9 protein-coding genes are annotated in these 12,174 nt (G+C 63.9%); 6 read left to right on the plus strand and 3 right to left on the minus strand.

Annotated elements, in window-relative coordinates; all coding sequences use genetic code 11:
- Window positions 1-14 precede the first annotated feature (14 nt).
- Window positions 15-3,281 carry a protein kinase gene (locus WKC72_RS07585; protein ID WP_370182209.1) on the plus strand — a complete coding sequence of 1,089 codons (3,267 nt, stop codon included), beginning with the start codon at window positions 15-17 and terminating at the stop codon, window positions 3,279-3,281.
- 2 nt (window positions 3,282-3,283) lie between these two features.
- On the opposite strand, the gene WKC72_RS07590 is transcribed toward WKC72_RS07585, so the two are convergent.
- The 3 genes from WKC72_RS07590 to WKC72_RS07600 form a co-directional block, all read right to left on the minus strand.
- Window positions 3,284-3,760, minus strand: a complete 477-nt coding sequence (locus WKC72_RS07590; protein ID WP_128640951.1) for a cupin domain-containing protein — start codon at window positions 3,758-3,760, stop codon at window positions 3,284-3,286.
- Window positions 3,761-3,821: 61 nt separating this feature from the next.
- Window positions 3,822-4,658: an alpha/beta hydrolase gene (locus tag WKC72_RS07595; RefSeq protein ID WP_268789187.1), complete on the minus strand. Its 837-nt coding sequence runs from the start codon at window positions 4,656-4,658 to the stop codon at window positions 3,822-3,824.
- Between the two features lie 233 nt (window positions 4,659-4,891).
- A complete protein-coding gene (locus WKC72_RS07600; protein WP_370182210.1) occupies window positions 4,892-6,244 on the minus strand; it encodes an MFS transporter in 1,353 nt (450 codons plus the stop codon).
- Window positions 6,245-6,702: 458 nt separating this feature from the next.
- Here WKC72_RS07600 and WKC72_RS07605 point away from each other — a divergent pair, with 458 nt between their 5' ends.
- Genes WKC72_RS07605 through WKC72_RS07625 form a run of 5 tightly spaced genes read left to right on the plus strand, consistent with a single transcriptional unit; the run spans window position 6,703 to window position 11,679 of the window.
- Complete coding sequence (locus WKC72_RS07605) at window positions 6,703-8,061, plus strand: acyclic terpene utilization AtuA family protein (RefSeq protein ID WP_370182211.1); 1,359 nt, start codon at window positions 6,703-6,705, stop codon at window positions 8,059-8,061.
- A 4-nt stretch (window positions 8,062-8,065) separates the two neighbouring features.
- Window positions 8,066-8,407, plus strand: a complete 342-nt coding sequence (locus tag WKC72_RS07610) for a hypothetical protein (protein ID WP_128640954.1) — start codon at window positions 8,066-8,068, stop codon at window positions 8,405-8,407.
- A gap of 49 nt (window positions 8,408-8,456) precedes the next feature.
- Window positions 8,457-9,641 (plus strand): lipid-transfer protein, encoded by a 1,185-nt coding sequence (locus tag WKC72_RS07615; protein ID WP_128640955.1) that lies wholly within the window; start codon window positions 8,457-8,459, stop codon window positions 9,639-9,641.
- Complete coding sequence (locus WKC72_RS07620) at window positions 9,638-10,870, plus strand: CaiB/BaiF CoA-transferase family protein (protein ID WP_128640956.1); 1,233 nt, start codon at window positions 9,638-9,640, stop codon at window positions 10,868-10,870. The genes WKC72_RS07615 and WKC72_RS07620 overlap by 4 nt, the downstream gene beginning before the upstream one ends.
- Entirely contained in the window at window positions 10,867-11,679 is an 813-nt protein-coding gene (locus tag WKC72_RS07625) for an SDR family NAD(P)-dependent oxidoreductase (RefSeq protein WP_128640957.1), read from the plus strand. Before WKC72_RS07620 ends, WKC72_RS07625 begins: the two co-directional genes overlap by 4 nt.
- Window positions 11,680-12,174 lie beyond the last annotated feature (495 nt).

Here is a 12,174-nt window from a genome sequence, read left to right on the forward strand (position 1 = left end):
GAGTAGACCGTCCGATGGGTGAAGGTGATCCGCTCGACACGCAGCGGTACCCGCCGTCGCCGGCTGCCGAACTCGGTGGATCTGGTTTCGCTGACGTTCAGGAGGTCGGCCGCGGGGGTTTCGGCGTGGTCTACCGCTGCACCCAGTCGGAACTGGATCGCACGGTGGCGGTTAAGGTGCTCACCGTCGACCTCGACGAGGAGAACCGGGCCCGATTCTTCCGGGAGCAGCAGGCGATGGGCCGGCTGACCGGGCACCCGAATATCGTCAACATTTTGCAGGTCGGCGCCACCGACAGCGGCCTTCCGTACATCGTGATGCCGTATCACCCGCAGGATTCGTTGGAGGCCCGGGTCCGGGAGGGCGGTCCGCTCGCGCTGGCGCAGGTTCTGCGGGTGGGAGTGAAGATGGCCGGTGCGGTGGAGTCGGCGCATCGGCTCGGGATTCTGCACCGGGACGTCAAACCGGCGAATATTCTGCTTTCCGAGTACGGGGAGCCGGAGTTGGCGGATTTCGGTATCGCGCACGTCAGCGGGGGTTTCGAGACGGCCACCGGTGCGGTCACCGGGTCGCCGGCGTATACCGCGCCGGAGGTGCTCGGCGGTGATCCGCCGAGTCCGGCGGCCGATGTCTACGGCCTGGGCGCGACCCTGTTCAGTGCGTTGACCGGGCATGCCGCGTTCGAGCGTCGCAGCGGTGAGCAGGTGGTGGCGCAGTTTCTGCGGATCACCACGCAGGAGGTGCCCGATCTGCGTGAGCACGGGATCCCGGACGATGTGTCCGACGCGATTGCGCGGGCGATGTCCCGCGAGCCCGGTGCGCGCCCGCCCACCGCCGCCGACTTCGGGGAACAGCTGCGAGGTCTGCAACGCGCCCACGGCTTTCCGGTCGACGAGATGGCGCTCCGTGCCGAACCCGATGTGCAGGTGAACCGAAAGCCATCGACCTCGCGCAGCGGACGAGGCTCGCCGGCGCACTCCACGCTGGGCGCGACGGGAAGTCTCCCTCTGGAATTGACCAGTTTCGTCGGCCGCCGACACGAGCTCACCGAGGCGAAGAACCTGCTGGCCGGGTCGAGGCTGGTGACGTTGACCGGGATCGGGGGTGTCGGGAAGACGCGGCTGGCGATGCGGGTCGCGTCCGCCGTGCAGCGCGAGTACGCCGACGGTGTGCGGCTGGTCGAGTTGGGTGAACTGCGTGACGCGTCGTCACTGGTCGATGCGGTGGCCGGCGCCGTGGGGGTGCGGGATCACTCGGCGAGGCCGCTGCGGGAGGTCCTGATCGAGTTCCTCGCCCCGCGTGAGGTGCTGTTGGTTCTCGACAACTGCGAGCAGGTGGTGGACGCGGTCGCGGAACTCGTCGGTCCCTTGCTGCGGGTGTGTCCGCGGTTGCGGATTCTGGCCACCAGCCGGGAACCCTTGGTCATCGGCGGGGAGGCGGTGCTGCGGGTCCCGCCGCTGGCTGCCCCCGATCCGGAACGGCGGCCTTCCGTGCGTGGGTTACCCAAATACGATGCGGTGACGTTGTTTACCGAACGCGCCAATGCTGCCGTTCCGGGGTTCGCGCTCACCGAGGGCAACGCGGCGACGGTGGTGGGGATCTGCCACCGGCTCGACGGGTTGCCGCTGCCGATCGAGTTGGCGGCGGCGCGGTTGCGGGCGATGTCACCCGAGCAGATCCTCGGCCGGCTGACCGACCGCTACACCCTGCTGACCCGTGGCAGCCGGGGTGCGCCGACGCGGCAGCAGACACTGCGGCTGTGTATCGACTGGAGTTTCGAGTTGTGCTCCGCCGGTGAACAACTGGTGTGGGGTCGGGTGGCGGTGTTCGCGGGGAGCTTCGAACTCGACGCCGCGGAGCGGGTGTGCGGCGAGGGCCTCGACCCGGACGAGTTGTTGGACACGTTGACGTCCTTGGTGGAGAAGTCGATCCTGATCCGGGAGGAGCACGGGTCGGTGGTGCGGTTCCGGATGCTCGAGACTCTCCGCGAGTACGGCTTCGAGAAACTCGAGCAGACCGGTGAGGCGGTGTCTTTGCGTCGGCGGCACCGGGACTGGTACGAGGCGTTGGCGCTGGATGCGGAGGCCGAGTGGATCAGTGCCCGCCAGCTCGACTGGATCGCCCGCCTGAAGCGGGAACAGCCGAATCTGCGGGAGGCCCTCGAATTCAGCGCCGAGGACGATCCCGCCGCCGGCCTGCGCACCGCGGCCGCGCTGTTCTTGTTCTGGAGCTCTCAGGGTCTCTACAACGAGGGGCGGCGCTGGCTCGACCAACTGCTCGCCCGCCGCAGTGGCCCACCCACCTTGGATTCGATCAAGGCGATCTACGGCTGCAGCGTGATGACCTTCGCTCAGGGCGACCTCGAGGCCGGAACAGCGCTCGTCGAGGAGGCGCGGACTCTCACCGCGCACACGAGCGACCCCGTGATGCGTGCTTACGTCGACTGTTCCGACGGCATGCTGGCCCTCTACAGAGGGGATCTCGCGCGAGCATGCTCGCAACTGGAAACCGCACTCGCCGAGTTCACCGCACGCAAGGATCGCACACTCGAAGTCAGCATCCTGTACCCGTTGGGTGTGGCCTACGGCCTGTCCGGCCTGACGGACCAGGCGATCGAATGCCACGAACGTGCACTCTCGATCACGGAACGATACGGCGAGAAAATGTATCGGTCCCACTCGCTGTGGGCTCTGGGCATCGCCATGTGGCGACAGGGGGATGCCGATCGTTCGGTCCGGCTCCTCGAACAATCCCTGGAGCTGACGCGGCAGGTGCGCAGTCCCCGCGTCGTCGCGGCCGGACTCGAGGCGCTGGCCTGGATCGCCTCCGAGCGGCGCGACCCGACTCGGGCCGCAGTGCTGATGGGAGCCGCGGAAGGGCTGGCGCGGTCGGTGGGCAGCGCTGTGATCATACATTCCAATCTGCTTGTCTACCATCAGGACTGCGAAAATGAAACCCGGAAGGAGATCGGGGACAAAGCATTCGGAGCGGCCCACCGCAAAGGTGAACAGCTCGGCTTCGATGCGGCAATCGCGTACGCCCTCCACGAGCAACAGTCCGGCACCACCACACGAGACGCCGACGCGTCGACGCGACTGACCAAGCGGGAACGCCAGGTCGCCGATCTGATCGCCGAAGGCCTGACCAATCAGGCCATCGCCGACCGCCTCGTGATCTCACCCCGCACCGCGCAAGGACATGTGGAGCACATCCTGGCGAAACTGGGTTTCACCTCCCGGACCCAGGTCGCGGCCTGGGTTGTGGAGCGGACGCACGATTAGGGTTACATGTTGGGTTCGAGGGTTTGTCCGCCGGCGGTCACCGGTGAGGTCCCGACCAGAACGAACACCGTACGTGCCCACTGGTCGGTGGAGTTGCGCCAGACGTGCATAGTCCCGCGCTGAACGATGCTGTCGCCGGTGGTCAACACGGCGACGTCTCCGCCATCCATCACTGCTTCGAGTTGACCGCTCATCACGACGCCGCAGTCGAGGCTCTGGGTTCGATGGAACGGGAACTCACTGTTCGGAGCCCAGTCCACAATGTAGAAGGCGGTTCCGTCTGCGGTCGAGAACGTCTCGATCAACTCCGCTCCGTCCCACGGATCCGTATTGTCGGACGGAAACGTGTCGGTGGCCCACAGCCGTGTCGCGAATGCGGCAGGGGACGCTTCGAACGCGTCGACGATCGAATCGGAAAGGACGACCGAGCGGCCGTCCGAATCGTGGCCGGTGACAACACGTCGTGCCTGGTGCTTCATCTTTCGCTCTTCTTCCTGGGTGTGAGTGTGAAGTGACCGAACACAGACAAGGCGTCGGCCGTCAGCCCAACCGCTCGCGGGCCCAGGCGGCGGATTCGGTGATTGTCCGGTCGGCCTCGGGGTCATTGCCCACCGCGAACGTGTGAACATGCTGTCTGCTCGGAGCGACGTCGAGCGTCACCTCGACGCCCGCGGCATCGGCCGCCTCGACAAATTTCCGTATGCCGCCGAGCAGATTCTCGTGCCCGCCCGCCGACAGGTACACGGGGGGAAATCCAACGAGATCGGCGTACGTCGGGTTGCAGAGCGGGTCCTTGGTGTTGCGATCACCGAAGGCGAGTGAGCCCATCGCCACGATGATGGCCTTGCTCGCGAGTATGTCGTTCTCTTCGTTGACCATCCACTCGCCGTCCCAGTCGAGTCCGGGAGAGAAGGTCACCACTGCTCCGGGGGTCGGTAGGCCCCGGGTTCGGAGACTCACGACGAGAGCGAGGGCGAGTGTGCCGCCTGCAGAGTCACCCGCACTGACAATCCGGTTCGGCGCGAAGCCCTGATCGATCAACCACCGAAACGCCGTGACCCCATCGTCGACCTGAGCGGGATAGGCGTGCTCCGGTGCGCGTCGATAGTCGACGAGCAGGACGCGAGAACCGATTTCTCGTGCGAGGTGACCGGCCATCTTCCGATGCGAGTGGGCGGATCCGGTGACGAAACCCCCGCCGTGGAAGTAGAGGACGACCGTTGTCGGATCGGCGTCCGCCGGAATGCTCCACACTGCGGAGAGTCCGTCGATGTCGACCGACTCGTAGCTGACTCCCTTCGGTTCGGTTGCGACGGTGTGCCACCCCTCCTGCATGTCCCGCATGATCTGCACCGACATCTCTGGGTCGGCCTGCATGCGGGCGACCCAATCCAGGTAAAGCGTGCGGAGGGGATCAGCGAACTCAGTCGACATCATGGATACCTGACCTTCGTTTCTCGGTGTGTCGAACAATGCGATGCCAGTAGTGGTTCATGGCGCTCAGTGGATTTTGGTGAATGTCAGCGAAGACCGGTACGCAGCCCACCCGATTTCCTTCTTCGATCGCTGAAATCAAGAGCCTCAGCGTGAACAGATCTGACCAGCACTCCTCATGCCCGGCTGTCGACCAGGTCTTCGCCCTGGGCGCTGTCGTTCACCGGTCGATTCCGCGTGCTCAGGGCGAGGACGAGAATCAGTCCGGCACCGACGAGAGAGGGGACCATGAATGCGAGGAGTCCTGCGCGTGGCGTCGCGAACAGCGCGCCGATCTGAGGGCCGAGAATCGCACCGATTCGGCCGATGCCCAGGCAGAATCCGATTGCGGATGCCCGAATTGCTGTCGGATAGTGTGCAGCGATCACACCGTACATGAGCGTGCTGGTGCCAACGGTTCCGACGCCCGCTGCGAAAGCGGCGACGAAGAGGCCGGCCGCACCGAGTTCGGTACCGAACGCGAGCGCCAGCAGAGCGATGGCTCCGAGGAGAAAGTACGGGATTATGGTTTGCGTGGCACCACCCCGGTCCACGAGCAGGGCGCCCACGATCGTGCCGACGACCGCACCGAACTGCAGCATCATCAGCGCCAGAATTCCTTGTGTTCCACCGAAACCCAATTCCTTGGTCATACTCGGCAGCCAGGTGTTCGGGCCGTAGACGAGAATCTGGCAGCAGAACATCACCGCCGTAAAGATTGCCGTGGCAAACAGGTATCGACGCGACAGGAGCAGTCGTATGCCGCCCTTCGCCTGATCTGCTGGACGGGCTTCTGTCGCAGTGAGTTCGATGCCGAACCGGTTGGCGACCTCGCGTGCTTCCTCGTCGCGGCCACGCGCAGCGAGGAGGCTCGGCGATTCGGGGAGCGCGAAATACAGGATCGGGACGAGGACGATCAGCGCACCGCCAAGCAAATACAGGAGCCGCCACTGCTCGGACGGTGGCGTGGATTTCGCGAGCGCATCCGCACCGGGAAGCACGATCAGCGCGGCGACCGTGGCGAGGACACCGCCGATCGGGTATCCGGTAAGGGTGATTCCATTGAACAGCTGCTTGCGCCGGGCGGTTGCGAACTCACTGGCCAGGGCTACCGCGGCGGGGACGACCGCACCGAGTCCGACGCCGGAGAGAACGCGGCCGATTCCGAAGACCGTGAAGCTGGGCGCGAACGCACACACCAGGCACAACAATGAGAACCAGGTGACACCGGCCAAGATCACGGCGCGCCGCCCGATGCGGTCGGCGAGAGTGCCGGCGACGAGGAAGCCGACCATCAGGCCGCACAGAGTCATGCTGTGAACGTCCGCCAGTGCAGATTTTTCCAGCCCCCACTGGTGCATGAGCGAGGGCAGAGTTGCACCGAAGACGATCAGGTCGTATCCGTCGGCGAGAATGGTGGCGAAACACAGGGCCAACACCAGACCGGGGCCGCGAGAGGCTGACGCGCTGGGGGTGAGCGAAGTGGGCATGTGTTGCTTTCATGTCGGGAGAATGACTGCAAGCCGGCATGTAACTCGGCTCACACTTATGAAACATCAGAGGCAGCATCGAATCGACTGAAAAATCTCGAAGTTCGAATTCGGTCCACGGCAATCAGAGGGTCCTTCGGAAAACTTGAATTCGAACTTCGTCAGAAGTCAATTGATCGGCGATTGGGTGAGTCATAAGCTCGGACACAAGGTGCTCGCCGCCAAGTCGACAGCAGAATGGGTCGAGGTCCTCGGTCAGGCAGAGTCCCGGCTATCGCGAGGAACACCCCCGGAGATGCTGCGACGACCCTCACATGAAGGACGACCGCGAGTCACCGCCGGTCCAGTGTGCGGCCGGGCCCGTCGGCCGGGATGACGCCGAGCTCAACGAGCTTCTCGGCGGAGCCGGGCCGCGGCCCTCGCGAGACGACACATTCAGCAATGGAAGAGGACACAGTATGAAGAAGATTCGGATCGGATCTGGAAGTGGATTCTGGGGCGACAATCTGGACCCCGCGATCGAGATTGCCAAGCACGGTGACGTGCAGTACCTCGCATATGACTTCCTGGGCGAGCCGACCATCCCCTCCCTGCAGAAGATGCAGCGCAAGGATGCGTCGCGCGGCTATGTCCCGTCGATCCGGGCTGTGGTCCGTGGTGTGCTGCCGATTTGTCTGGAAAAGGGCATCAAGATCTTGACCAACGCGGGTGCTGCCAATCCGCAGGCCTGTGCTGACACGATCCTTACCACCGCGAAGGAACTCGGGATCACCAAGCTGAAGGTGGGTATCGTCACCACCAACGATGTTCAGGCCAAGGTCGAGGAGCTTCTCGACAACGGAGTCCAGTTCACCAACCTCGACAACGGCGACGCGGATCTCGGCCGAGTGCGCGACAAGATCGTGGGATCGTATGTCTACTCCGGCGCATACGGTTACGTGGAGGCGCTCGAAGCGGGCTGCGACATCATCATCTCCGATCGAGCCACCGACGACGCGGCTATTCTGGCCCCGCTCGTCCACGAATTCGGCTGGAAGTGGGACGAGTGGGACAACCTCGCGATCGGCATCCTCGCCGGACATCTGATCGAGTGCGGCGCGGCGTGCAGCGGCGGGATCTCGAGCCTGTGGCGCGAGGTTCCCGAGCCCTGGAATATCGGTTACCCGATCGCCGAGGTCAACGAGAACGGTGAACTGTTCATCACCAAGGTGGACGGCACCGGCGGCGTCGTCAACCAGGTCACCCTGACCGAGCACCTCCTGTACGAAGTGCACGACCCGGGTAACTACCTGATGCCTGAGGTGATCACGGATTTCACCAACGTCGAGATGGACGAGGTCGCCAAGGACCGTGTCAAGGTATGGGGCGCGAAGGGCAAGCCACGTCCGGACGCTCTCAAAGCGGGCATCGCCTACATGGACGGCTTCATCGGCGAGGCCGAGTCGTCAGTGACCTGGCCGGACGCCGTCGAAAAGGCCGAGCGGTCGATCGAGATCATCAAGAAGCGTCTGCAGATGGTAAACCTCGATGCCGAGGAAGTCCGGTTCGACATGATCGGCGTCAACTCGTGCCACTGGTCGGCGTCACCCGCTCCGGACCCGGACATCAATGAGGTCCGCATTCGCGTCGCGGCCAAGTGCGCCGAGCGTGCAGAGGCAGCGAAGGTAGCTCGCGAATGCGTGATGCTGATGGGCACCGGCCCGATCGGATCGACCGGTCAGCTCAACACTCCGCCGCCGCGCGAGGTTTTCGCACTTTGGCCGACTTTGATTCCGCGCGAGGAGATCTCGCAGACCGTCGAGACTAGGGAACTGTGACGACATGAGCCGTATCCATTTGAACGACATCGCCTACGCCCGCTCCGGCGACAAGGGCGACATCTGCAATATCGCTGTCATAGCCAAGGAGAAGCGTTTTTACCCGCTGATCCTGGAATACCTGACCGCCGACGTGGTCAAGGAGTTCTTCGGCGGAATGGTCAAGGGCGAGGTGAACCGCTACGAGGTGCACACCCTGGAAGCGATGAATTTCGTTCTGCGCAATGCACTCGGCGGCGGAGCCACACGTAGCCTGCGCGCCGACTTCACCGGCAAGACGATGTGCCAGGCCCTGCTGCGCATCGAGTTCGAGGTCGCCGAGCCCGATCTGCACTTGATGCACTGATCGGTTCGATTTCGTACTGCACAATCGACAAGAGTTCGGAGATCCCGAGATGAGTGACAAAGCGCAAGTTGTCGGCGTCAACATGGTGAAATTCGCCAAGCCCGGCGCAAACGACCCGTACGAGGTAATGGCTGCGGAGGCGATCCGCGGGGCCCTCGCCGACGCGGGAATTGACTACTCCCTGGTACAGCAGGCGTTCGCCGGCTATGTGTACGGCGACAGCACGTGTGGTCAGCGCGCGGTGTATTCGGTCGGGATGTCCGGCATTCCCGTGTACAACTTGAACAACTACTGCGCGTCCGGTTCGTCCGCGCTCATGCTCGCCCGCCAGGCAGTCGAGACCGGGATCGTGGAGTGCGCGCTGGCGTTCGGATTCGAGGAGATGACACCGGGCGCCCTCGGCAGCGCGTTCCCCGATCGGACGTCTCCGGTGGGCTGGATTCACGAGCGTCGGGTGGAGCTGCATCCGGAGCTGCCGACCGATGCCCCACGTGCGATCCAGGCATTCGGCGCGGCCGGGTGGGAGTACATCGAGCGGTACGGTGCGAATCCGGACATCTTTGCGCGAGTTGCGGTCAAGTCGCGTACCCACGCGGGTAACAACCCGTATGCGCTGTTCACCAAGCCTCTGACCGTAAATCAGGTGATGGAAGCGCCGACCCTGTTCCCGTATCTGACCCGCTTCATGGCATGCCCACCCACTTGCGGAGCGGCAGCTGCGATCGTGGTCAGCAAGGCTTTCGCCCAACGACACGGACTTACGGGGGGTGTCGAAATAATCGGGCAGTCGATGACCACCGACACCGAGGCCAGTTCGGTTGACCTGATCAACCTGGTCGGCGCCGACATGACGCGCCGTGCGGCGGCAGAAGTGTACGAGTCGGCCGGCGTCGGCCCTGAGGACGTCGACGTCGTCGAGTTGCACGACTGCTTCACGCCGAACGAAGTCATCAGCTACGAAGGCCTGGGCCTGTGCGCCGAAGGTACTGCGGAGAAGCTCATTCTGAACGGGGACAACACTTACGGAGGTAAGTATGTGGTGAATCCCTCCGGTGGGTTGATGTCCAAGGGTCATCCGCTCGGTGCGACCGGGCTTGCGCAGTGTGCCGAGCTCGTCTGGCACCTGCGCGGCACGGCAGGAAAGCGGCAGGTCGACGATGCACGGATCGGCCTACAGCACAATATCGGGCTGGGGGGCGCGTGCGTCGTCACCATGTATCGGAGGGTGTCATGACCGTCTCCGGTCCGCTCGACGGCGTCAGGGTCCTCGATCTCACGTCGAACGTGATGGGGCCGTTCGCGTCTTTGCACCTGGCGGACATGGGTGCCGACGTGTGGAAAGTCGAATCCGGCTGTGGGGACACGATCCGCCAGGTCGGTCCGGCGCGGAATGTGGGGATGAGTTCGAACTTTCTGCACTTGAATCGTAACAAGCGGTCGATCGTGCTCGATTTGAAATCGGAGGGTGGGGCGTCGGTGCTTCGCCGGATGATCGCCGGCGCTGACGTGTTCTTGTACAGCATGCGTCCGAAAGCAATGCGTTCGCTCGGGTTCTCCTACGACGATGTTCGCGAGGTCAATCCACGGATCGTCTATGCCGGCGCCGTGGGATTCGGTCAGAGTGGACCATATGCGGACCGCCCTGCGTATGACGACCTGATTCAGGCGGCGTCGGGAATGGCTGCACTGCAGAACCGGAAGGTTGGTAGCCCGGAGTTCGTCGCCACACCGATCGCAGACCGGGTGGTCGGCATATCTACCGCGATGGCTGTCTGTGCTGCGCTCTATCACCGCAACGTCACGGGCGTTGGGCAAGAAGTCCAGGTTCCGATGTTCGAGACGTTCGCGCAGTTGGTTCTCGGGGACCACCTGTGGGGGCACTCTTTCGATCCGCCGATTGGCGACTGGGGCTATGCGCGGACGATGAATCCGGACCGTCGTCCGTACCGGACGAAGGACGGGCGGTACGTCGCTGTCAGCATTTACATCGACAAGCACTGGCGGAGCTTCTTTCAGGTCGCGGGTCGTCCAGACTTGGCCGACCATCCGAAATTCGCCGACGTGCACGCCCGCGCCGAGAACATGCCGGAGTTGCTGCGTCTTCTGTCGGACATCTTTACAACACGTCCGGCGGACGAATGGCTGGCCGATCTGGCGGCTGCGGATGTCCCGGCGATCGAGACGAACACTCCCGCAGGGGCACTCGATGATCCTCACCTGCGGCAGACCGGCTTCTCGTTTGTCGAAGAACATCCGTCCGAAGGCAGGATCAATTCATTCGGCATCCCGCAGACATGGAGCTCCTGTGCCCCGGCGGTCCGCCATCCGGCGCCACGACTCGGAGAGCACTCGGTCCAGCTCTTGCGTGAGGCCGGAGTGAGTGAAGGCGAAATCGGCACGCTCCTCGCATCCGGTGCGGTGACCGACGAGCTCGGACAGCGTGATGTGGTGAGTGCCCGATGAGTGAGCGGGTGGTGTCGGACCTCAAAGGGAAAGTCGCGATCGTCACCGGCGGGTCCGGCGGGATCGGGCGCGGTATTGCCACCAGATTGGGCGCTCGCGGAGCGACTGTGGTCGTCAACGGGCGCAGCGAAGAGCGAGCTGCCTACGTGGTCGACGAGATCCGCGCGGCAGGCGGCAATGCGCACTTCCAATCCGGGGACGTCGGGTCAACCAGCGATATGCGGACGTTGGCCCAATCCGTCGTCGAGCAGTGTGGTCGTATCGACATTGTCGTGCCCAATGCCGGCGGGTTTGACGAGCAGGCGCGTGATCCGAAGGTCCGAGGGCCGTTCGCAGGCATCGATCTGGAACGGGTCACGAATTTCGCAGGTCAAGCTTTGCTCGGAAAGCTAGCGGTGGTGCAGGCGTCGGTGCCGTACCTGCGGGAGAACGGTGGGTCGGTGGTATTCGTTACCTCTGAGGGCGGACGTGCACCGACGCCGGGGCAGACGGGCATCGCAGCATTCTCGGCTGCGTTGATTCAGGTGAGCAAACTGTTGTCGAAGGAACTCTCCAGAGACAAGATCCGAGTCAACTGCGTGTGCGTGACCGTCGTCCGGGACACACCGTCGTGGCAGGCTGCGTTCGATCACGATGACGCCGTCTCCGTGGCGCATCGTCGGCAGTACGAGAAGATTGTCGAGAAGGCGCCGTTCGGTATCGCTTCACCTCCGGATATCGGTGACGTGGTGAGCTTTCTGGCGTCCGACGAGTCGAGGTATTTGACGGGCGCGGTACTCAGCCCTACCGGAGGGCTCACCCTTCATTGATCGGCATCCATATGCCGGGGTCCTGGACTGCCGGATTTCGCAACGGTCTCGAATCTTTTTCGGAAGTCACGCGCCAAGAGTTCTCGCCGGTGTGCACCGATCGTGTTGGCGATCATTGTATTTGACGGATGCCGATCAGGCCGCCTTCTGATGCTGGTGGCTCGAACCGTATCGACTCGAGTGCCACGCTCGGTGGGTGTGGTTCAGCCCCGGCTCGGGCATGTGTCCAGAGTCGGTGCCTGCACGACCGTCCGAGCGCGTTGATCGGAGCGTTTCCGTCTGCCCGCGGCACAGGCACCGCCAGTTGGCCATCGCGACCTCCGTCAACGGTCACGATCCGCAGACCGGTGTGCGTGGGATGGGCGTGGTGGTACCTAAGTCTCTCGTGCTCCCACGGTTGCCGCAACGGTTCACGGTCCAGTGCCCTCGGGGCCGCGGTGCTGTCACGCGGTTGGTGACAAGCGCGACGGATACCGCCGCGCAGGCCGGCGCGTC

The sequence above is a fragment of the Rhodococcus wratislaviensis genome, from assembly GCF_041228765.1.
GTDB lineage: Bacteria > Actinomycetota > Actinomycetes > Mycobacteriales > Mycobacteriaceae > Rhodococcus_F > Rhodococcus_F wratislaviensis.